At 44.2% G+C, this 22,082-nt stretch carries 15 protein-coding genes and 5 pseudogenes; 13 read left to right on the top strand and 7 right to left on the bottom strand.

Translation table 11 applies throughout. From position 1 onward, the window contains the following. Nucleotides 1-19 precede the first annotated feature (19 nt). The 9 genes and pseudogenes from UA76_RS05775 to UA76_RS24470 all read left to right on the top strand — a co-directional run bounded on the left by UA76_RS05775 (nucleotide 20) and on the right by UA76_RS24470 (nucleotide 8,942). Nucleotides 20-774 (top strand): annotated as a pseudogene (locus tag UA76_RS05775) (acyltransferase). After that, nucleotides 767-1,882 (top strand): glycosyltransferase, encoded by a 1,116-nt coding sequence (locus tag UA76_RS05770; protein ID WP_047043927.1) that lies wholly within the window; start codon nucleotides 767-769, stop codon nucleotides 1,880-1,882. Before UA76_RS05775 ends, UA76_RS05770 begins: the two are co-directional and overlap by 8 nt. Before the next feature lie 11 nt (nucleotides 1,883-1,893). Further along, a pseudogene (locus UA76_RS05765) lies at nucleotides 1,894-3,333 on the top strand (GumC family protein). A 183-nt stretch (nucleotides 3,334-3,516) separates the two neighbouring features. Next, nucleotides 3,517-4,644, top strand: a complete 1,128-nt coding sequence (locus UA76_RS05760) for a glycosyltransferase (RefSeq protein ID WP_047043925.1) — start codon at nucleotides 3,517-3,519, stop codon at nucleotides 4,642-4,644. Further along, nucleotides 4,641-5,828 (top strand): glycosyltransferase family 2 protein, encoded by a 1,188-nt coding sequence (locus UA76_RS05755; RefSeq protein ID WP_047043923.1) that lies wholly within the window; start codon nucleotides 4,641-4,643, stop codon nucleotides 5,826-5,828. Before UA76_RS05760 ends, UA76_RS05755 begins: the two co-directional genes overlap by 4 nt. Nucleotides 5,829-6,113: 285 nt before the next feature. Then, nucleotides 6,114-6,755, top strand: a complete 642-nt coding sequence (locus tag UA76_RS05750; RefSeq protein ID WP_047043921.1) for a sugar transferase — start codon at nucleotides 6,114-6,116, stop codon at nucleotides 6,753-6,755. Nucleotides 6,756-7,028: 273 nt separating this feature from the next. Continuing rightward, nucleotides 7,029-7,508 (top strand): hypothetical protein, encoded by a 480-nt coding sequence (locus UA76_RS05745; protein ID WP_047043919.1) that lies wholly within the window; start codon nucleotides 7,029-7,031, stop codon nucleotides 7,506-7,508. Between the two features lie 113 nt (nucleotides 7,509-7,621). After that, the gene (locus UA76_RS05740; RefSeq protein ID WP_157617578.1) at nucleotides 7,622-8,512 is read left to right on the top strand and encodes an EAL domain-containing protein; all 891 of its coding nucleotides are present in this window, start codon (nucleotides 7,622-7,624) and stop codon (nucleotides 8,510-8,512) included. Between the two features lie 92 nt (nucleotides 8,513-8,604). Beyond that, nucleotides 8,605-8,942, top strand: a pseudogene (locus UA76_RS24470) (hypothetical protein). Nucleotides 8,943-8,968: 26 nt separating this feature from the next. Here the strand turns inward: UA76_RS24470 and UA76_RS05730 are convergent. Then, a complete protein-coding gene (locus tag UA76_RS05730; protein WP_047043916.1) occupies nucleotides 8,969-9,835 on the bottom strand; it encodes a LysR family transcriptional regulator in 867 nt (288 codons plus the stop codon). A 115-nt stretch (nucleotides 9,836-9,950) separates the two neighbouring features. On the opposite strand from UA76_RS05730, the gene UA76_RS05725 reads away from it, so the two are divergent. Further along, on the top strand, nucleotides 9,951-10,598 hold the full coding sequence (locus UA76_RS05725; protein WP_047043914.1) for a glutathione S-transferase family protein: 648 nt from the start codon (nucleotides 9,951-9,953) through the stop codon (nucleotides 10,596-10,598). Between the two features lie 321 nt (nucleotides 10,599-10,919). Then, a pseudogene (locus UA76_RS05720) lies at nucleotides 10,920-12,343 on the top strand (protein adenylyltransferase SelO). A 48-nt stretch (nucleotides 12,344-12,391) separates the two neighbouring features. Here the strand turns inward: UA76_RS05720 and UA76_RS24005 are convergent. Continuing rightward, entirely contained in the window at nucleotides 12,392-12,838 is a 447-nt protein-coding gene (locus UA76_RS24005) for an HNH endonuclease family protein (protein ID WP_202906909.1), read from the bottom strand. Between the two features lie 522 nt (nucleotides 12,839-13,360). On the opposite strand from UA76_RS24005, the gene UA76_RS05710 reads away from it, so the two are divergent. After that, the gene (locus UA76_RS05710) at nucleotides 13,361-14,056 is read left to right on the top strand and encodes a siderophore ferric iron reductase (RefSeq protein ID WP_047043912.1); all 696 of its coding nucleotides are present in this window, start codon (nucleotides 13,361-13,363) and stop codon (nucleotides 14,054-14,056) included. Nucleotides 14,057-14,074: 18 nt separating this feature from the next. On the opposite strand, the pseudogene UA76_RS05705 reads toward UA76_RS05710, so the two are convergent. Continuing rightward, a pseudogene (locus UA76_RS05705) lies at nucleotides 14,075-15,840 on the bottom strand (ABC transporter ATP-binding protein). Continuing rightward, on the bottom strand, nucleotides 15,834-17,633 hold the full coding sequence (locus UA76_RS05700; protein ID WP_047043911.1) for an ABC transporter ATP-binding protein: 1,800 nt from the start codon (nucleotides 17,631-17,633) through the stop codon (nucleotides 15,834-15,836). The pseudogene UA76_RS05705 and the gene UA76_RS05700 overlap by 7 nt, the downstream one beginning before the upstream one ends. A gap of 306 nt (nucleotides 17,634-17,939) precedes the next feature. Between UA76_RS05700 and UA76_RS05695 the strand changes: the two genes are divergently transcribed. Next, nucleotides 17,940-18,194: a hypothetical protein gene (locus UA76_RS05695; protein ID WP_047043909.1), complete on the top strand. Its 255-nt coding sequence runs from the start codon at nucleotides 17,940-17,942 to the stop codon at nucleotides 18,192-18,194. A 33-nt stretch (nucleotides 18,195-18,227) separates the two neighbouring features. Here UA76_RS05695 and fhuB read toward each other — a convergent pair whose 3' ends face one another. The 3 genes from fhuB to UA76_RS05680 form a co-directional block, all read right to left on the bottom strand. Continuing rightward, nucleotides 18,228-20,267, bottom strand: coding sequence for a Fe(3+)-hydroxamate ABC transporter permease FhuB (gene fhuB / locus UA76_RS05690; RefSeq protein ID WP_084705474.1), 2,040 nt, complete (start codon nucleotides 20,265-20,267; stop codon nucleotides 18,228-18,230). Continuing rightward, nucleotides 20,264-21,157 (bottom strand): iron-siderophore ABC transporter substrate-binding protein, encoded by an 894-nt coding sequence (locus UA76_RS05685; RefSeq protein WP_047044049.1) that lies wholly within the window; start codon nucleotides 21,155-21,157, stop codon nucleotides 20,264-20,266. Before UA76_RS05685 ends, fhuB begins: the two co-directional genes overlap by 4 nt. Nucleotides 21,158-21,228: 71 nt before the next feature. Beyond that, entirely contained in the window at nucleotides 21,229-21,996 is a 768-nt protein-coding gene (locus UA76_RS05680; RefSeq protein ID WP_047043907.1) for an ABC transporter ATP-binding protein, read from the bottom strand. Between the last annotated feature and the right edge of the window lie 86 nt (nucleotides 21,997-22,082).

The raw sequence follows: 22,082 nt of genomic DNA, 5'->3' as shown, positions 1-22,082 counted from the left end.
TTACGTCACGAGGTATGCCATGATAGCCACACAAATCCATCAGTTTAAGCATTGGCTTCAATATCATCCAAGCCCTAGTTTTCGCAAAATGTTTCTCATTTTGAAGCGTATTCGTCAGTTTGAAATTGTGACTCCCAAGTTACTAAACAAATGCATGTACACCGGCTATCGAGCGCTATCTTCGGTTGTCGATTCATTTATTCGGATTTTCCTTACGACTCCAACATTTAAAGGACGAGCATCCCACGTTGGTAAAAGACTATACCTCTACGGGGCATTCCCCATGTTTCGGGGCCATTGACGATTAGCATTGGCAACGACTGTCGAATATCAGGAAGCACGACATTCAGCGGTCGAGTCCAGGCGGCCAACCCAACATTATCGGTTGGGTCCAACGTCGACATCGGTTGGCAGACCACCATCGCCGTCGGTAACCAAGTCATCATTGAAGACAATGTTCGTATCGCAGGTCGGGCTTTTATATTCGGATATTCAGGCCACCCACTTGATGCTAAACGCAGAGCAAACGGTGAGGGTGATGATGAAAACCAAGTTGGCGATATCATCTTGCGCAAAGATGTTTGGCTCGGAACCAATGTCACGGTGAAATCGGGTGTCACTATCGGCGAAGGAACCGTTGTGGCGGCTGGTAGCGTTGTGACCAAAAGCCTGCCCCCTTTCGTTGTGGCGGCTGGTAACCCTGCTATAGTGGTCAGCCAAATCAATCAGCAACAAGACCAAAATGAAGTAGCTGAAGGAGGTCATCATGCGTGATTTAATCGTATTCGGTGAAGATTTTGGTGGCTTGCCGTCAAGCACCCAGCATTTGATTACTCGTATCTCAAAAACGCGAAAAGTAGTTTGGGTTAACTCCATTGGACTTCGCCAGCCAAAACTTAATTGGCATGACTCTCAACGGGTTATCAACAAACTCTTTGGTAAAACCAAAGCCGGCTATGCCCCTGCAGCGCCTAAGCAAAACAACAACTTGATTGAAGTGAATCTTAAAACGATTCCAGCACCAGCGTCTCGATTTGCACGACACATTGCAAAAGAAATGATGTTACGTCAGTTAAAACCGGTGCTCGAATCAAATAACATTCGCTCTCCTATTCTATGGAGCTCTCTGCCAACCGCCGCCGATCTTTGTGGTCATTTGGATGAATCAGCCGTTGTGTATTACTGTGGAGACGATTTTGAATCACTTGCTGGCGTTGATCATAAAGTAGTTGGCGTCCACGAACGTAAGTTAATGGATAAAGCCAATCTTATCTTAGCCGCAAGCGAGAAAATCAGAGGTAAGTTCCCAGCTTGTAAAACTCAACTTCTGCCTCACGGTGTTGATGTAAAACTTTTCTCTGAACCAGTTAAACGCGCCCACGATTTACCCAACAATGGCAAACCAACCGCCGGATTCTATGGCAGTTTATCGAATTGGCTAGACTACGATATGCTTGAAAAAGTTTGTCTTGAGCGCAGTGATTGGAACTTTGTCTTCATTGGCCCTAACGAATTGGACAAGTGTGCATTGCCACAGCTACCCAATGTCTATGTATTAGGTCCAAGACCTCACCACACGCTACCATCCTATAGCCAGCATTGGGACGTCAGCTTATTGCCATTCACTCCTAATGAGCAAATTCAAGCTTGCAGTCCGTTAAAGCTAATGGAATATATAGCAGCAAGAACGCCCATCATTACGACACCTTTCCCTGCACTAAATGGCTTCAACCAACACGTTAATTGCGTTGAAAACGCACAGCAAATGATTGATATGCTTCCAGTCGCTCTAAACCAACCTATACTTGAGAAAGGAATATTGGACAATCACAGTTGGGACTCGCGCAGTGAGTTCGTAAGTTGGCTACTAGAGCTATTGTGAATGGAGCTTTTATGAATGAGTTAAAGTTTCGCTTGATTGTTATATTGTCTGCCGCGTGGCGCAGACGATACATAGTGGTGGTGCCTATACTGATTCTGCCCATAGTAGGCTTTGCAATTGGTAAACTCGCGCCCACCACCTACCATTCACATACCAGTATGTTGATTCAAGAAACCGCAAAAATGAACCCGTTTCTTGAAGATATTGCCGTTTCGACCATGCTGAAAGACCGTCTCAATGCAATTCGAACCTTGCTTAAAAGTCGTCATGTATTGAGATCGGTTGCATTAGAAGAAGGCTCATCACCGAAGACATGCCCCCTGTAGAAGCTGAAAGGGTTATTCGCGATATTTCTTCTCGGCTTAGTGTCTCTCAAGCTGGCAAAGACTTTTTAAAGATCGAACTTACTGCCCGTTACCCCGAAGGCATGAAATCTCTACTTGAATCTGTGAGTAATCATTTTATTGAGCAGTTATTGGCACCAGAACGGTCTTCTATTCAGGACTCAAGCGAATTCTTATCTTTCCATATCGATAAAAGACGTGCTGAGTTAGATCAAGCAGAATCCGCACTAGCGGAATACAGCAATGAGTTTTCAGAAGTCACCCCTGAAATGCAAAGCCAAAGCCTATCCCGTTTAGCGTCTTTAAAGCAAAAGTTTGGCTGAAAAAGAAGCCGAACTTGCTGGCGTTAAGAAAAGTCTAGGTAGCCTTGATCAACAGCTTTCCAAAACAAACCCTGTCGTTGGCCGTATTGAAGATCAAATCATTGAAATCCGCAGCGCACTAACGCTGCTTCGTTCCCGATATACAGACAATCACAGCTCAGTTCAAGCAAAGCAGCGTGAGCTATCGAGGCTTGAAAGTGAAAGAACAGCGCTACTCACAGCCGAACAACCTGATTTGAATACCGATCAGCTGTGGGATATCGCAAGCAGTAACACTTTGTCTGATGTCAGCGATATTCAACCTTTACTTGTGGCTCAATTGCAAAGCCTTCAGTCTGTGCGCAGCCGTTTTGAATCACTCAACGAAGAGACGAAAAGTCTACGCGCGATGGTGGCCGAACTCGAAGAAAAGTCGAGCAGTTTTGGTAGCCGCGCCAAAGAGATGTTTCGCTTGCAGCGTGACGTTCAAATTAAACGCCAACTTTATGATGAGCTAATCGAACGTTATGAAATGGCTCAGTTGACGGGCTCATTGGGTCAATTTGAGCAAAACAAGCGCGTTAAGATCATCGACCTTCCCTACACGCCAAGCACGCCGTCAAATTTACCCATCGCAGTCTTTATTATTGCAGGCCTGTTCGCGGGAATCGGTTTAGGTATTGGTATGGCAACCTTAACTGAATTATTTGATACCTCGATTAGACGCGTTGACCAATTGGAAGCAATAACTAAGGCGCCAGTCATTACCGTTATCCCTAAAGTCCCACCTACTCATTCGAATTAGTCATCAGATTGAGAGCCATTCCAATCACTTTGACTAATTCGATTTTCATTCTGAGAATCAATATTCTAAGCCTTTATTCTCATTGAGAAAAACCTTGAAATTACAGTAATTTAATACTGAAAAATTATTGGCATGCCTCGTGCTTTACCCTAAAAGTAACAGTTGAAACGTGAGGGCATACGTATGAATATCGAGACTAACTTTGAAAGCAGTACTTTTAATCACAATGAAGGCCGGAACATTATTCACGTAGTGCAGCACCTAGCGCCGGGTGGATTAGAAAGCCTTGCTCTCGATTTCCTTGCGTTTTCAGACCCTCGAGACAACGTCGCTATCATTAGTCTCGAAGGGGAAAAAGAATCCGCGATAGCAAACTGGCCAAAACTTGAGACTGTACGAAGCCAAATTTTGTTTATGGAAAAAAAGCCCGGTATACAACTGACGCTATTTAAAGACCTCGCTCAGGTATTTTCTAAGTTAAAAGCCGACGTGGTTCATACGCATCACATAGGGCCCTTATTGTATGCAGGGGCGGCCGCTCGATTATCTAACGTGCCTCATCGTATTCATACCGAACACGACGCTTGGCATTTAAATAACCGTAAAAGACGCTGGCTACAATCATTGGCTCTCTCCTTTGCTAAACCAACGCTAGTCGCAGACGCAAATGGCGTACATGAAACCCTGAAGAACCACTTTCGTTATAGCAACACCATTACAATTAAAAATGGCATCGATTGCGATAAGTTTAGCCCTGCTTCCAAGGCTTTAGCAAGACAACTATTGAAGTTGCCTCTAGATAAAAAAGTTGTTGGATGCGCAGGTCGATTAGAGACGGTGAAAGGTCACGACGTCGCAATAGAAGCGATGACGCTTCTCTCTGACAATGTGCATCTCGCTATTGCTGGTAGTGGTAGTCAGTTTGATCAACTCAATGCATTGGTCAAAGAGCACAAACTGGAAAATCGAGTCACATTTCTTGGTCATGTGGACAGCATGCCAAAGTTCTATCAATCACTAGACGTATTTTGTATGCCGTCCCGTTGCGAAGGTTTCCCTCTATCAACATTGGAAGCCCAGTCTTGTGACATTGTAACTGTCGCTACTGATGTCGGCGCCTCATCCGAAACCCTTTGTCCGTTAACATCACTGCTCGTTGATAGTGAAAACTATGTAGACCTCGCCGCTGCTATCGCGAAGCAAGTCGATAATGACACCCTTGACTCCCCTCGCCGCTTTGTTCTCCAAAACAATGATGTACGTGGCATGGTCAGAGCTTATCGTGAATTAACAATGGGAGAAGTCGCATGATTGATTGGATTCTTATATTTGCATGTCTTTTGAGTGCAGCACTGATTGTCTACCACCATGTTGGCTACCCGATTTTCTTAAAATGGTATTCAACAAGGCATCCGCTCAAATGTGTTAAAGAGACACTTCGTGGCTATCGCACCAACAAAGCCGATCGTGCGCGACCAACTATTACGCTTCTTATCCCAGCCTATAACGAAGAACGTTGGATTGCGGATAAGATTCGCAACATAGCTTCTCTTGATTATCCTAGAGATCGGCTAAAAGTTATCATTGCATGCGATGGATGTACGGACCACACTGTTGAAATAGCTCAGGACACAATTCAAGAAGCCCTGTGCGCTGACACATTTATTGAGGTACGCGCATTCGAAGAAAATCGAGGCAAACTTGCACTGATTAATGAGCAAATTTTAACGATTGATAGCGACATTACCGCTTTAAGTGATGTGTCCGCTCTTGTTTCGATCGATGCTCTACTGGTCGCTGAACAGCATTTTAAATCTTCAAAAACAGGTGTGGTTACCGGATCTTACCGTTTGCTAGAATCTCTAAGTCTAGGTGAGGCCAAATACTGGAAGTACCAGACACAGGTAAAGCAAAATGAAGCTAGCCTTGGATCAACTCTTGGGGCACATGGCGCTTTATATTTGTTCAGAACGCACCTCTTTGAGCCGCTACCAGAAAATACAATCAATGATGACTTCGTAATCCCAATGGAGATTGTTAAGCAAGGGTACAAAGCTAAATACGATTCCAACATGGTAGCGCTTGAAATGGAGGCGACTAACGAGCATAACGACTTCAAACGTCGTTTAAGAATTTCTGCGGGGAACATGCAACAAGCAATTCGGTTGTCAGACCTATTTTTGCCGAAACACAAAGGCGTGGCGTTTGCATTTTTCTCTGGTAAGGGTTTAAGACTGATTACCCCTTACTTAATGATAACTTGTTTGGTTTGTTCCATTGCCTTAATGGAACATCCAATCTTTATGGCTGCCTTGTGCGCGCAAATAGCAGTCTATTCAGCAGCGATATTAACCCTGAGCTTCCCACACATTTTTGACTACAAAGTCTTTAAGCTTCTGAGCTATATCGTATCCGGTCACTACGCAAACTTCATAGGAGGTCTAAGATATCTCATTGGACTAGAGTCCGGTCGATGGACTCGAATCAATCACTAGCAAAATAAATCTAAGTCTTTCCTTACTGTTAAGACTTATTACCTCAAAGCCCGATTTAGCCTCCCCTCTAAATTGGGCTTTTCGTTATTTGCAATCAAGCATTGTTGTTCTCAAAAGTATTCCCAGTATAAAAAACACCCAAAAAAAGAACGTATCTCATTGTTTTTATTGTTATTTAATATTGGCATTAGGATTGCAATGATACATATGAATCAAGAGTAATTGAGTATTTCACTTTCTACTCAGGCAAATTAATTAACAAGAACCGCGTGCAAGGAGCATGATATGAGTACCAACAAATCCACTAGAATTTCAATTTGGGCAGCAAAACGTCTGTTCGACCTATTTGGCGCTACTATTGGTCTCCTTATTTTAATGCCAGTGCTGCCCTTTATCGCTATTGCGATTAAAACCACATCAAAAGGTCCAGTGTTTTACAAACAACTTCGCGTCGGTAAATCTACACCGGAAAAAATGGTGTTCTTTGAAATCATCAAGTTCAGAACCATGTACGAAGACGCAGAGTCACGCTCTGGTGCGGTGTGGGCGACTGAAAACGATCCGCGTATTACGCCTGTCGGCCGATTTTTAAGAAAGACCCGATTAGATGAAATCCCACAGCTATTTAATGTAATTCGTGGCGATATGTCCTTAATTGGACCACGACCTGAACGCCCTAGTTTTTACAGCAAACTCGAGAATGCGATTCCATACTTTGCAGACAGAACTTATGGTGTAATGCCTGGGATCACTGGACTTGCGCAAGTGAACCAAGGTTACGATACGTGTATCGATGATGTACGCAGAAAAGTTGGTTTCGATCATAGTTATGCACTTTCACTTTCATCATTGAAGAGCTGGTTCTTAATGGACATGACGATTATTTCTAAAACACTGCTTGTGATGGTGGATGGACGAGGTCAATAAAGAACAGTATAAGATACTGTTTTATAGATTCTTTATTTAATCATATTACCGCATTCCATACCTTTGGGTAACTGCCTCAAGAAAGTGATACGCAAATGCCGTGCTAGATAACTAAACAGTTAACTGGCACGCATTTTTATGCATTGCAACACTCTTTATAGAGATGCCTTCGATATATTGAATCTATTCAGTAATGCAACTTTGGTTGTTATGGATCTGGCATTGAGTCATCCATGTAATAGTCGCAGTCGATGAAATGGTAACTCTCAGGTAATGCGTATAAAAACCTTCTCAATTTTATTCAGTCTTTTTGTTTCGTTGGTCTTCTCAGTAAGTCCTATCCTGTTTTTAGTCGGAAGTGAAGCCTACACTCTTAATCACCAAGTCAACGAGTTGCAACGCCATTTTAAAGAGCAGCTTAACCACGAAGATCAATGGCTATCCAATATCAATAGCAAACTAGACTCAATCGCTACTAACTATCAAGTATGTGACCATAACCAAATGAGCGAAATGCTCGACTTAGAGTTTTCAATTTCGGCCGTTGCGAAACTGTATATCTTCGATAAGCAAGGAAATGTCATTTGCAGCAATGACATCCTTTCACCTTTAGCGGAGCATCTTTCACCAGAAATTCTTTCGCAACCAGTCAGCATTCTAGGGTTCAACGAGCTCATTCTAAACACCCATTATTACCCGAAAAAGAGATATACCTCTCTTGGGTTGTGTCTAAAAACTATGTGCGCGCTTTAAACAGCATAAACTCCCCTATCCCGTACGAGATTGCGCGTTTCTACCAGCAAAATGAGCTATTTAGCTTTGGGGCGAATCCGTCAAACAGTAAGGCCAAGCTAACGGAATCTACGATGGTTGCACAAACAACGGATCCCGATAATGTTGCTGTATTGAGTTATCCTTCACTCAAGCAACTGCTGCTGTGTAGAGTCAGTCCACTATCTTTTATCACTATGGTTTTCTTTAGCTGTGTACTTGCCGTTTTAACCCTAAGTAGCAAGCGTTCTTCCATGCTCACTCAAATCTGGTGGGGTATCCAAAGAAAAGAGTTCAAGTACCACCTTCAACCTATCGTTGATATGCGCGACGGCCATTGGATTGGTGCAGAGGCTTTAATTCGTTGGTACCGCAATGATTCCATATTTCGCCGTCCAGATGAGTTTATCCCATTTGCAGAGCACTCTGGTCAAGTCGCTGAGTTTAACCAGCTATGTATGGCAATGATTGAAGAGTTGCCAAGCAAAACAACAATCCGTGATAGTTTTTTCATTTCAGCCAACATTCCACCGGCAATGATGACCATACCGTTTGTCGAAACACTTAGTTATCGAGATCAAACGCAGATAAAGATTGAGTTTGAAGTGACCGAGCGGAGCTTCTCTAAATTGGATATCAACAAAATGATCCTTGCCATGTCTGACGCAAAGGACAAAGGCTACAGCATCTCGCTTGACGACTTTGGTACTGGCCAAACGGGGCTGACATACTTAAGTGAACTACCCATTAAAAAGATCAAGATCGACAGAAGATATATACAGGCTATTAATAAAGATACCGTTGACTTCATCATTCTCAAAGCCATTGTCGAACTTTGTCACTCTCTGAAGGTAAAAATCATTGCTGAAGGGGTCGAGACTGAAGAGCAAAAAGCTTGGTTAATGGAGCACGGTATCCATTACGCACAAGGATGGTTGTTTCACAAAGACATGCCAGTTGAGGCGTTCATTAATGAATACCGCTAGTGCCGATTTTACTTGTATAAGGTCAGTCAGGTCGCAATAACACGAACGTTTTCTAGAATTGATAATGAAGAATAAAAGAAGAGAATCACGGAATGATAAAGAGAATCATCGCTACGGCTTTAGGGGTATTGTCTGTTAGTGCATACGGTGTAGACTCAACGCCGTTGAAATGTCAGTTAAATGATACAACGGATCAGTTTTGGTTTTATAAGGAACAACTGATTTACAGTAGTAACCAATTTGTCGTTTTTCAAAACTTCAAAGGCCGAGTTGTCACCCAAGTCGACCTAAAACCAATGAGCTCATTCGCAGCACCTATTTGGGTGACAGCTATGAGCCCAAGTATCAAATTCTGCTCGGCTACTGTGATAAAACGACGCATACCTTGAATATGTGGTCCATTGATGAAGTACCGCTTGATAGCAAGTAGCTGTAATCCTAGCGCTGCATGTCTATCTAAACGACTTCAAGCTCTTCATTAATGGCCGGTACGGGCTTATCTTCAAACTTGATAAGCTCTGATGAAATCGCCGTTAACAGTGGGTGGTCATGACCGCTGGATATCAACGCAATGTCGACAGCGGGTAATGGCGGCATGCCCGTCATCGGGGTCAACTCTTTACTGACACTTAACTCACCCATTGCGCCCACACATAAACCCTGCTCCACTAAAGCTCGTAACCCTGAAGAGCTGTCACAGCATGCAAGTAACTGATAGGCACGACCCACTTTGCTCAATCCATTTAAGGCGGCACTGTGGTACTTACAATCTGCGTGATACAGAGCAATTGGCAGAGGGTCGTCGTCCTTAACTTCATAACTTTTGCTTTTGACCCAAACACCCTTATCACTCGCTAGCCAGATCCCTTCATCACTTTCAGCCGCTCGCGTGACGATCGCCGCATCTAACTTTCCTTCATCAATCCAGCCTCTCAAAACTGTGCTCGGCTGGCTGTAAATTTGAATTGAGCAAGTCGGCTGATACTTTTGAAGCTCGCTAACAACCCTAGCAAGCACATTACTGTTGTAATCCTCCGGACACCCAAGGCGGAATGCACGTTTATCTTGATAACGTTTGATTTGGGAAACCGCTAAGTTATGCGCCGTAACAAGTTGCTCTGCATGGGATTGAAGCGCTAAACCTGCTTCACTTAGTACGAGATTTCTGCCCTCTTTTTCAAAAAGTCGTACATTTAACTCCTCTTCTAGCTTCTTCATTTGAGAGCTGAATGCAGACTGTGTTCGATTGATATGTTTAGCTGCTCGCGTGAAACTTCCGGTTTCCACGAATGCTAAAAAGGCTTTGAGAGATTCTATTTCCATTGATACTACCTTTTTGGCGATCCATCGCTGTATTCCATAGATACTATCAAAATTATCCGTTAGTCGCGCTTGGTTTAATCCTATAAATTCATATTAAAGCAAAGGGAGAAAAATCATGAAGTTATATATAGGAAATCAAAATTACTCGACTTGGTCACTACGCGCTTGGGTCATCTTTGAACAAAACAAACTTCCTTTTGAGGTGGTTAAACTCAAGCTCTTCACCCCAGAATTTTACCAGACTCTCGAATCAGTCAACCCTACCAAGAAAGTTCCAACGCTTGTTGATGACGACATTGCGATATGGGATTCATTGGCCATTCTTGAATACATCAACGACGAATACCTATCAGGTAGCGCTTGGCCAAGTAACAAGAAAGATAAAGCTCTTGCAAGGGCGCTATCTTCCGAAATGCACTCTGGCTTTATGGCGCTAAGAAACGAAATGCCAATGAACTGCCGAGCAAAGCGCTTTGTTGAACTAAGTGACCAAGCGAAAAATGACATTGCTCGTATTGATCAAATTTGGTCACAGCAGCAAGAAGCGTATCCAGAGCAATGGCTGTTTGGCGAGTGGTCAATCGCTGATGCCATGTTTGCCCCAGTTGCTCTGCGTTTTGAAACCTACGGTATCGAACTGTCAAAAAGAGCTAAGGCTTACCAGAACAAAGTGCTTCAAAGTAATGCGATACGAATGTGGTTAAAACAATCGGCAATGGAAACCGACATTGTTGAAGAGGATGAAGCTGGAGTCGAACGATAGATCTGGCTGCGCACACGCCACAATCCCACATTAAAAACGGTATTTTCTTTTACTGCAATAACTGACACCCTAAGCTGTTGAGATTCTTTTTCAACAGGCCTTAAATTTTTGAGTGGATCAGCGCTTAAAAACTGTTCTGTTGAATCAAACACCAACTATGTTAATACCATCGGACTATTTATTTTAAGGGAACATCGTGTCAGACCAAGATACTCAGGGGCAAGTTAACCCAGACGAAGCAAACACGGTAACATCGAAGACGATCCATATCGAATTCGATAATAGCTACGCCAAACAGTTACCTGACTTCATTTCTCACCAATTGCTGCGCCGGTACCCAACCCTGAGCTGGTTAAGTTTAATTATCCTCTTGCACAATCCCTCAATATTACTCTTTCGGGCACGACCGATGATGAGCTAGCTCAAGTGTTTTCTGGCCAACTTGAATTAGAGGGCTCTGCCCCACTCGCTCAAGCGTACGCAGGGCATCAGTTTGGTCATTACAATCCACAACTTGGTGATGGGCGCGCTTTATTGCTTGGTGAAACTCTCGATACAACCGGCAGCAGAAAAGACATCCAGCTTAAAGGTTCTGGCCGCACTGACTTTTCAAGAAACGGTGATGGCAAAGCGGCTATTGGTCCGGTTCTACGCGAGTATCTTGTGTCTGAAGCAATGTTTGCCCTCGGAGTTCCAACAACCCGTGCACTTGCAGCAGTGACAACGGGTGAAGAAATCTGGCGAACTGAACGTGCACCAGGCGCAATATTGACTCGGATTGCATCTAGCCATATACGTGTGGGGACTTTTCAGTATGTCGCAGCCAAAGGTAACGTCGATGAAATTCGCCTTCTGGCTGACTACACAATTCAACGCCATTATCCAGAAGCACTCGACGCTGAGAATCCTTATTTACGATTCTTAGAACTGGTTTGTGAAAAGCAAGCTCAGTTGATAGCCAAATGGCAACTGCTTGGGTTTATCCATGGTGTGATGAATACCGACAACACGACAGTTTCTGGAGAAACCATTGACTACGGCCCTTGCGCCTTTATGGAATCTTACCATCCAGACACCGTGTTTAGTTCGATCGATTCTGAAGGTCGATATGCGTATCAAAATCAGCCTTACATAGGCAGTGGAATTTGGCCCGATTTGCGGAGTCTTTCCTTCCTCTGATCTCTGAAGACCAAGAAGTTGGCGTAGAATTGGCGACAAAAACACTTCACGGTTTTATGAATCAATACAACCGTAATTGGTCTAAAGGAATGGCCGATAAACTGGGGTTAACTAGCCTTCAAGTCAGTGAGACTGACGAAATCATCTCTGAGCTGTTACACCTAATGGAATCTAAAGAAGTCGATTACACATTATGCTTTAGTTATCTGATTGACTGCGCAACAGCCGTGGTTGAAAACTCTACTGTGGATGACTCTTCGCTGCTGGCCATTTTCCAAAATTCTGATGACTTTAGCTCATGGTTTGAAAAGTGGAAGGCCCTATTCAGTTCTCAAGCAGAACTGCAGTCCGCATTGACAGCAATGAGAGCAGTTAACCCGGTTTACATACCGCGGAATCACAAAGTAGAGGAAGCATTAGCTGCGGCAGAAGATGGAGATTATCAGCCGTTTGAAGCTTTGCTAGCGATCATTACTCATCCATTTGATCGCAAAGAAGGACTCGAAGCATACGAGCACCCTGCTCCACTCAGACTTGGCCGTTACCAAACATTTTGTGGGACCTAGATTACTTTAAAACCGAAACAGTAAAGGCGCAATTATCGCGCCTTTAATTTATCCGCAGTAGTCTGCTTCAATTTTTTCGTAAGCGATGGATTCTTTGCTGCTTAGCTCCAATCCATAAACCTTTTTAATTCGCAGAAAGCGTAATATGTACTGGCATTGGTTCTTAGGTGGTAGCCACTCATCCAGACCTTTGGCTCCTTTCTGGCGATTAAGACTCGCCTCAACTGCTAATAGATTTGCTTGATCGTTAGCAAATTGAACCCGTTTCTCTCTATCCCATGTTTTAGCACCGCGCGACCAAGCCCATCGTAGCGGAACCACATGGTCGATATCGATATCAGCTGCATCGTAAATAGTATTACCCGTGAACGTTGAATTCCAACGCCCTGCAATAACGCGGCACTCTTTGTCGGTCTGAAAGCGAACAGGTGCCACAGATTGAGCAATTAAGGCTTCGGCGCGAGCGTTCCGGCAATCCCCATTAATGTCAGCCATCCATGACCGAATTCATGTCGAGCATACTGAGTGCTGGTATCAGGTAAGCTATGAGCGCCTGTTTTTGTTCGTGTAGCGTTGTTAGGTAGCCTTCCACCACTGTCTAAACAAGCGCCTATTGAGTCGTACGAAGTAAAATTCTTCGTTCGAGAATAGCTTGGTGATGCCACATCATGACAAATACCACTGGTGCTTTTTTTAATCTCGTTTGCGCTGGCGGAAGCAATAAAAGAGAACGAAAGAAGCGTAAGTAAAGAGGTAGAAACAAAACCTTTGACAGTCACAGTCAGCATAGTCAGACAACGTTCATTGCGAGTTGTTTATCTTAATTCTGCAACAAACATGTCTATCAGTAAATGATGTTAGCTTACTCGAACTATTGATTTACTGTTTGGTAGCCAATCAGTTTAAAAAGTGAAGCACAAGTTGACTAACCCCTTAAGGGGAATGAGAATCAATTGCTTTTGATGGCTATTAGCGATAATGTTCTAGCACATTGTTCTAGCTAAACTTCGCATCCTAATGAGTGCCGATTTCCACCATCATCTTTTTGAATTCTCTTCCCAAGTTACACCGTATCTAAAAGGCGAAGTTCGCCAGCCTTTACCAAAAGAAATCACGCTTTATCAAGATTGCGGCAAGCAAGTTCACGCCTTATATCAACAACTTGCTGAAACTTCACCTGAAGCAGGTAAAGCCTATTGGATGACGCGAACTTGGGACTTGCTCACTTGGCAGCCTGTTTACGTCGCTTTCGTCTCAATTTATGGTCTGCAGACTCTTCCAAATTTAAGAGATATTTCTCAAGAGGTGCACGATACCTATATCGCCGGATACTCATTTCCAAACGCTTCCCACCATCATGGTGAAGTGAATGATTTGATAAAGATGGCTGGTGAAGCACTCAATGATCTGTTTGATTTCTATTTAGAACAGATGAATCAATTTATTCGAATCAGGCCCGGCAACAGTCAGCACTTAATTGCGGATCTGGTATTGGGTTGCCTGATCAAAATGCAGGGTTTTCGCCCGGAACTCAATCACGAGTACCTAGTAGAGCAAGCTCAGCTTTGGTTCGACGCGCTTAATCTTCCTTCAAAACCGATACAAGGACTTATTCCGTCTGAAGATAACAAAAGTGTGCTAACGAGGACCAGTTGCTGTCTGGTTTACAAATGCAAAGGGGCTAGCCTTTGTGAAGACTGCCCCCGCAAGTGATTCTAAATTTGCGGAATCTTAAGCCGCCGTTTCGACAATCGATTCTTTCAATAAGCCAGCGTAAACCCCGTTCTGATCGACCAATTGCTTGTGATTGCCCTGCTCAACCACCTCTCCCTGTTCTAACACGAGAATGAGGTCCGAGTGACGCACCGTACTTAAGCGGTGCGCTATAGCAATGACAGTCTTTTCTTTAAACAATCGCGCCATGGCTTTTTGAATAAGGTCTTCAGTAATAGAGTCTACCGAGCTGGTCGCTTCATCGAGCATCATCACTTGCCCACCTTGTGCGACCGCGCGAGCAAATGAAATCAACTGAGTTTGGCCAACCGATAAGTTGCTACCGTTTTTATCAATGTTGAAGTCATATTTGTTTGGCAATTGCTCAATAAAGGTATTGGCGTACACAAACTTAGCTGACTCGACGATCTGGTCTTGAGAGATTGCCTCTTTGCCTAACCCTATATTGAATCCAATGCTTGCCTCAAACAGGTGAACGTCTTGCATCATCAACGAGAAAAGTCGACTTGAATCTGCAATGGAAATTTCTGACAGTTCAATACCATTGAGTAAGATACTTCCCTCGTAATCCAAATAGGTTCTCGAAATCAATCGCAGAATTGTCGACTTGCCTGAACCTGTCGACCCAACCAACGCAATTTGATGGCCTTTCTCTAAGACAAAAGACACATTGTTGAGCACATAAGGCGTGTCTTTACGATATCGGAAACTCACATTCTTAAATTCAAGGCTCTTGAATTCTGATAACTGGCTTTGTAACTCCTTTGAATCTCGTAACTGACGACCTTGCTCTTCAGTCGGCTCGACAAACAGCTCTTCGATATGGTCAAAAGCCGCAAAAGAACTTTGAATCGATGCAATTTGAGAGGTGAAGTCACGAATCGGTACAAAAACTTTTTCTAAAGTATTGATGAATGCAATCAACACACCCAGAGTCAAAGTGCCTGCAAGGACTTCGCCAGAACCATACCAGATGAGCAATGCGATGGTTATCGAAGTGACGCCCGAAATGACCGAGAATAAAATCGCGTCGTATTTATTTATCTTTTTCTGAGCACGTAAGAACTCATCGGTATAGCTCTTATAGCGCTTTTCGACTCGCTCTTCCGCGCGGTAAAGCTGAACGGTTTTCATTCCATGAAGCAGCTCCTGCAGATAACCAATGCCTCTTGCCAGTGCCGAACGCGTGACCAAATGCATCGCTCGTAATCGGTTGCGAATGTAGACAGTTAAATACATGACTGGCGGCATAATCACCATAACTATTACGGTTAACTGCCAATCGATGTACATCATCATGGCAATCAAGCGACGGTGTTTAGCGTATCTTTCACCAAACCCACCACTGAAGTGACAAACGTTTCGCCAATGGTTTCCAAGTCACTGGTTAGTCGGCTTAATGTGACGCCGGTTGGCGTATCATCGAAATATCGCCTTGGAAGCTTGAGTACCCGTTCAAACAACACTGATCGCATGTCAGTAATCGTATACTGCCCTGTCTTACGTAGGCTGTAGGAATATAAGCTATCCACGATATAACTGGCGATAAGAACAAGGATGAGATAGCCCACATAGAGCATTAACCCATCCATATCTGAATTGGTAAGGTGGACATCGATGATCTGAATGATCAACCAAGGAAATAAAATGCTGGTAATGACCGAAAGCGGCAGCATTGCGATGCCCAAAAGCGCCGTACTGCGATACTTTTTAGCAAACTGGAAGAAGTGCTTGAGGTAAGCGATATCGACAGACTTTAACATGCTTCCTCCCCTTTATTTATCACGATTTGGCTTTCTTCTTTGTTCTGCTCTTCCTTGTTTTGCTGGAGCTTCCATGTCTCTAGGTAGTAAGGACAGGTTATGAGCAAGTTGTGATGATCGCCTTTAGCAATCACTTTGCCGTCTTGAAGCACAATAATTTCATCCATATATTCAAGCGCGTTTACACGGTGAGAGACCACTAAAACGGACTGATTTTCTAATCGAGAGAAAAGTCCTTCCAAGATTTTTCGCTCCGTTTCATAGTCCACGGCAGACAGTACGTTATCGAGAATGATCAGGTCTGTCGATTCGAGCAGCGCACGTGCGATACTAAGCCTTTGCTTTTGACCACCCGATAACATGATACCCTTCTCACCCACTAGTGTCTGATCGCCTCTCTCAAATCGACTGACATCTTCAGCGAGTTGGCTGAGTGCCAGCACTTCATCGATTTGCTCACGACTTACCTCATCATGTGTGCCAAAGCGAATATTCTCTTCAACCGTGGCAGAAAACAGATACGGATCTTGAGTAATGGTTTTTACATAGCGCCTCAAATCACTTCGTGACAATGTCGTTACGTCAGTATCGCCCAGGAAAACCGCCCCTTTCGGTAACTCCTGGTGGTGGTTAATACAGTTCACCAAAGTCGTTTTACCTGCGCCAACGCTACCCAATACGCCTAGCTTTTTGCCAGAGGGAATATCGAAACTAACTTGGTCTAAGATCACGCGCTCCGACCCCGGATAGCGATAAATCAGGTTCCTGACCGACAAAGCTTTGCCTTTAAAATGACGAATTTCGCTGGTTTCTAGCCGTTGAGTATCAGTCTCGGGGGTTTCTGCGTTTAATATGGTTTGCGCACTCTGAATTCCAACCATTCCCCTTTGATAGATGGTTGCAATGCGGCCAAGTTGCATCAGTGGCATAGCTAGCAGAACGGAGTAAGTCAGAAATGCAGTGATTTCGCCCAAGCTCAGCTCATGCTGCATCAACATATAGCCGCCTAAACCCAAAATAACAATCTTCATCAGATTGTTACCGTAATCGAGAACGGGCATAAAGAAGACTTGAATACGAGTTATCTTCATTCGGCATTCAAGCATTAATTGATTCAGCTTCTCGACTTCCGTTTGGACCCAAGGTGACATTTGCTGGTTCTTGATGAGATCAATGCCCGACAAGTAGTTCATCATCTGTGCCGATAGCGTTTGCAATCGGCTCATGTGTTCTAAATGCAGATCCTTCATGCGTTTAAAACCAACTCGAAAAATGACAAACGCAATCGCTATAGGAATAACAGAGTACAAGGTCAGTTCTGGAGAAATACTCCACATGTATAACGGCGTCAAAGAGAGCGCGAGTAACGCATTAAAGAATTGAAGGAAACCCACGCCAAACAGTAGACGGACACCATTTAAATCGTTGTTTACAATTGAGATTAATTTTCCTGAAGCAAATCGGTCGTGAAAGCTTCCTGGCAACTCGTTCAATTTTTTCAGTAAGGTGTTTTTAAGGTCGGCTTCCGTGATTCGGCCCGGATTAAGTGCATAAATCCGAGACCAAATACGCACAATCACCATAGACACCGACATGAATACGACCATAAGCACATAGGTTTGAAGCTGTGCGTGGCCTTCAGTGCTTGCATCATCAATCAGATCAATCGCTAACTGAATATAACGAGGAATTTCGACTTGAAGCCAGTTGACCAGAAAGATGAAGACAACCGCGAGTAGATAAGAGACGCGGTTCATTTTGATGTAGTGACGGAAGAACTGTAGTTTTGTCATTTAGTTTTATTAGGTCTTAAAAGCGATGTGTGAAGAGAGCACATATGATTGTGTGCTTTTGTTGGCGAAAGCTATGTTGTGATTTTAGTCAATTTAGACACATCTTGAAATAGAGAGAAACAACTTGGAATCAGTTATTTATTAGCACAGAGTGAATACAGACCACAAAGATATGATTGTTCGATGGCTGCAGAAACGATATCAATCGAATCGATACCTTGACCCAAATCATGCTTCGCTTTCAGGTTCGCATGTAAAGTAGCGCCAAACTATAAATGGCACATAATCGTTAGCAAGCGAACCACCATGAACAATGTCGAATCTACCAACCTAAACATTACAAGCATCATGGATGCACTTTCTAAAGTAGAGAAAGTGAATCACATTGATTTGAACGTTATCAAAACGTCATTACTCGATGCTCCAGTAGAAGCTGTGAAGACCTTCACTTCAGTAAAAGGTGAAGGCAGCATTGATGATCGATTTAAGATCTTAGTGAGTGAGTATCCAAACCTGACTCACCAAGTGAATTACTTGTTAGAAGTGTCTGCACTGCTGTAATACAACAGTGCAGAGGGTGCCATGTTAGGGCTATCATTGCCCTGACATTCGTGCTTTAAACAGTAGCAGTAAGAAGTAACCGCCACCTAATACAGAGACTATGGTGCCAGCGGCGATTTCTGCTGGATAACGAATGGTTTGACCTAACCAGTTCGCAAGCACCAGTAAGGTCGACCCAGCAAGCATAGCAACAACAATTTGCTCTTTTACTTTACGCGCACCGAGCATCACAGCCATGTGAGGCGCTAACATCCCAAGAAAGCCAACTGGCCCCATGACAGCCGTTGTAATCGCACAAATCAGTGCGACTAACACGAAAAGTGCAGCAAAAACCAAAGGAACATTGAGCCCCCTCGCCTGCGCAAATGCTCTGCCCGCAGAAAGTAGGGTTAACCAACGATGAGTCACTAAGGCTAAACTGGCCAGCACAAAAATCGATAAACCTAAGGTCAACGCCATACTAGGCGTGACGCGGTATGTCGAGCCAGACAGCCAAGTCAAAATCGCGTAGCTATCTTCGTTTGCTCTAGATAGAGCGAACTGAACTAAGCTGTCGATCAATGCGGTCAGTGCAATACCTGTTAGGATAAGCATTGAGGGCGCATAGTGGTTTTTTCGACCTAAGATTAGCAGTAATACCAACACCGACATGCTTCCCATGAACGCTAGTAACGGCGCAGAATCAAAGATGTTCACTCCCACAAAAATACTTGCTGCAACCAGAACAAACGTCGCCCCTGAAGATAAGCCTAAAATATCTGGGCTCGCTAACGGGTTATAGATCAGACGTTGGAGCAATACCCCCGCGACCGATAAACCTGAGCCAACAAACACTGCCGTCAGTAACCTCGGCCACATAAGTTCAAAAGTAAAGGTATCTGGCACTCTCACCGCATAGCTGGCCTCACCCTCAAGCCCGGTTTGAGTGACAAATATGCTCAACAAAACCACGGTTGCGAAACAGCCTATTAGTTTTAGATACACGCCGCGAGTCAAAGCAATATGACTCTTGGGTAACGAAATAGAGATTTGATCCTGAGCCTTGAGTTTTCTGCGAGTAAAGAAGATGAGCGCAGGTGCGCCGATTAAAGCCGCAGTTGTACCGCTTGGAATGAAGTCGTATGAGTAGTAACTCATTTCGATCGCAACCCAATCTGTAACCAGCAATAGTAACGCGCCTAACAATGCACTCATCAATAGCTCGTAACGAGGCGTTCTTGCCCCTAAAGCTCTTGCAATATTGGGAGACAGAAGCCCTATAAAACTAATCACACCCACTGTACTGATTGAGGCAGACACAAGCCAAAGCGATAGCAGCAGAATGCAGAAAAACGCAGGCACGATACTCAGCCCACGAGATTGAGCACCACTCTGGCCGAGTCTTAACAATGCCAATACGCGAGGTGCAAAAACAACTATCAGTATTGCAGGTAGAAGTTTGGGAACTAGCCACAGCAAATTCTCCCAACCATTTTGCGCCAGATCCCCTGCTCCCCAAATAAACAGATTCTTTGCATACTGATCATTAAGCAAGGTGATGGCTGTCGCAATCGCTCCCATTAAGATATTGACCGCCATACCCGCAAGTACGACAGACAGTCCGGATAAATTACTTAAGCCAACAATCAAAACGACCAAGCCGAAGGTAAATAAGGAACCCGCCATCGCTACCGCTGCAGAGTACTCAGCCATGACCATTGGAAAACTTACGCTGCCAACCACCATCGCTAGCCATGCGCCAGCGGATGTGCCTATTGTTAAAGGGCTAACTAAATGGTTTTGCGTCAGTTGCTGTAGAACACTGCCTACAAGCCCAAGTATGGAACCAACCAACACCGCCATAACCGCTCGAGGCAAGGTTGATTGGGTAAACAGTATTTCTTCGAAGTTACTGTCGTCATCGAAGCTAAAAGACAACGAGCCAACCAAATCCAGCTGCGCGCCTAAAGGTAGATCACTATTCACACTCAATACAGCGACAAAGACGCAAACGAGTGCCAGTGCTGCCACGATAATTGAAGAGCTAGCCTTTCTAAAATCGGCCTCAGCTAACGTATTACTTGCAATGCTCATAGCGTTGAATTTTGCTGCTCAGCGATTTCAAGCAAGCTGTCTGTCACAGCTTGAGCGGTGTACAGCAGCGACATTGCGCCACCATAGTTCCAAACGGGTTCGACACTGTTGACCTTGCCATAGCGGACGAATGGCAGAGCTTGCCATAACACAGAGCGTGATAACTTAGCTTCTTGATCAAATGGTTTGAAGTAAAGGCCTATACCATCTTCAATGTTTTTTAGCTCATTGATACGAACCTGTGTGACACCCCATTGGCTTGCAGGCTTTTCAATTTTAGGGTTAAAGCCTAGCTTTTCGAGAACGTATTGCGTCGTTGAATTGTCGCCATACAAATAGACAGAAGTGGTACTGGCAAATCGGAATGCATTTACGTTTGGCTTACCACTAGGAAACGCTCTATCGAGTTGGGCAGACATAGCGGCCAATTGGGTTTCCATATCATCCAACTTTTGATGCGCTAGGGCTTGTTTATCAAGAGCTTGGGCAATCTGGGTAAAATTGTTGATCGCAGCTTGTGAGTTATTATGTTTATCGCTGTACGTATGGTAATAAAGCACTGGAGCAATCTTTTCTAAACGCGGCAGCAGATCAAGCTGCGGAGAGGCAATAATAATTACGTCAGGTTCTAACTGCGCTAAACGCTCAAAGTTAGGCTCCACACGAGTTCCGATGTCCTGAGTTGATTCCGGGACTGCGGGTTTCACAACCCACTCTTCATAACCTGCGATGTCAGGCATACCCACCGGTTCAACGGCTAATTCAATCACTTGCTCTGCGATATCCCAGTTCAACGCTGCAACTCGCTGAGGCACTGCGTCTAACACTTGCTCACCTCGGCTATCAATAACTCGATGCTGTGCAAAAGCAGAAGCAGAAGCACTTAGCATTGCTAAAACCAGCGATGCGAAGGCCAGAGCCCATGCTTTGCGTGCGATTTTTAGTTCTGAAATTGAATGAGTTAACATACGACAGCCACCTTGCAGTCTTGTGTTGGATGGTTGATAAGTTTTACAGGCGTAGAGTACAGCTCAGAGAGAAGGCTCTCATTATGAAGATTTTCTGTTTCACCTTCGAAGAACACCTTGCCGCCTTTAAGCGCAATAACACGGCTGGCATATTTCAACGCTAAGTTAAGGTCATGAATAATCACGATAATGCCCTTGCCGGTTTGCTCGTTTAAATCTTTGAGCAGAGCCATAAGCTGGTATTGATGCTGAATGTCTAAAGCTGATGTCGGCTCATCGAGGATCAAAATATCTGACTGCTGCGCAAGTAACATAGACACCCAAGCGCGCTGACGCTCACCGCCCGAAAGCTGATCTGCAAGTGATTCTGCATAAGACTCAACACCCGTCATCATCATCGCTTTATTGATGATTTGTGCGTCTTGTTGGTTCCAACGCCCAAAAACACCACGCCAAGGATAGCGACCTAAACGAACCAGCTCTCTCACGGTTAAGCCAGCCACTTCTGGCAGTTTCTGCGGTAGGTACGCCACTTGCTGAGCAAGCTGCTTGGACGAAAACTCGGCAACTCGCTTGTCGTTGAGCGTCACTTGTCCTTTCTCGGCTGAGAACTGATTCGATAACAAATTAACCAATGTCGATTTACCCGAGCCATTGTGGCCAAGGATCACCGTAAATTGATCAGAAGAAATAGTGAGATTAGGGATCGAAAGTATGGTGCGCTCATCGCGTATGACTTCTACTTCGCTCAGTCTATACATGACATCTCTTTTCTAAATTAATGGATTGTACTGATAGTATTCAGTGGTTTAACCAACAAAAGCAGTGTGCTGATTGCACACTGCTT

Source organism: Vibrio mexicanus, assembly GCF_001012815.1.
Lineage (GTDB): Bacteria > Pseudomonadota > Gammaproteobacteria > Enterobacterales > Vibrionaceae > Vibrio > Vibrio mexicanus.
This window is presented reverse-complemented; position numbering and strand designations above follow the sequence as displayed.

Coding starts and splice junctions, on each gene's coding strand:
- UA76_RS05750 (WP_047043921.1), top strand. CDS start 6,114: ATGAGTACCAACAAATCCACTAGAATTTCAATTTGGGCAGCAAAACGT.
- UA76_RS05700 (WP_047043911.1), bottom strand. CDS start 17,633: ATGACAAAACTACAGTTCTTCCGTCACTACATCAAAATGAACCGCGTC.
- UA76_RS05685 (WP_047044049.1), bottom strand. CDS start 21,157: ATGCTAAGTGCTTCTGCTTCTGCTTTTGCACAGCATCGAGTTATTGAT.
- fhuB (WP_084705474.1), bottom strand. CDS start 20,267: ATGAGCATTGCAAGTAATACGTTAGCTGAGGCCGATTTTAGAAAGGCT.
- UA76_RS05710 (WP_047043912.1), top strand. CDS start 13,361: ATGAGTGCCGATTTCCACCATCATCTTTTTGAATTCTCTTCCCAAGTT.
- UA76_RS05680 (WP_047043907.1), bottom strand. CDS start 21,996: ATGTATAGACTGAGCGAAGTAGAAGTCATACGCGATGAGCGCACCATA.
- UA76_RS24005 (WP_202906909.1), bottom strand. CDS start 12,838: ATGGCTGACATTAATGGGGATTGCCGGAACGCTCGCGCCGAAGCCTTA.
- UA76_RS05745 (WP_047043919.1), top strand. CDS start 7,029: ATGCGTATAAAAACCTTCTCAATTTTATTCAGTCTTTTTGTTTCGTTG.
- UA76_RS05740 (WP_157617578.1), top strand. CDS start 7,622: ATGGTTGCACAAACAACGGATCCCGATAATGTTGCTGTATTGAGTTAT.
- UA76_RS05725 (WP_047043914.1), top strand. CDS start 9,951: ATGAAGTTATATATAGGAAATCAAAATTACTCGACTTGGTCACTACGC.
- UA76_RS05755 (WP_047043923.1), top strand. CDS start 4,641: ATGATTGATTGGATTCTTATATTTGCATGTCTTTTGAGTGCAGCACTG.
- UA76_RS05730 (WP_047043916.1), bottom strand. CDS start 9,835: ATGGAAATAGAATCTCTCAAAGCCTTTTTAGCATTCGTGGAAACCGGA.
- UA76_RS05695 (WP_047043909.1), top strand. CDS start 17,940: ATGAACAATGTCGAATCTACCAACCTAAACATTACAAGCATCATGGAT.
- UA76_RS05760 (WP_047043925.1), top strand. CDS start 3,517: ATGAATATCGAGACTAACTTTGAAAGCAGTACTTTTAATCACAATGAA.
- UA76_RS05770 (WP_047043927.1), top strand. CDS start 767: ATGCGTGATTTAATCGTATTCGGTGAAGATTTTGGTGGCTTGCCGTCA.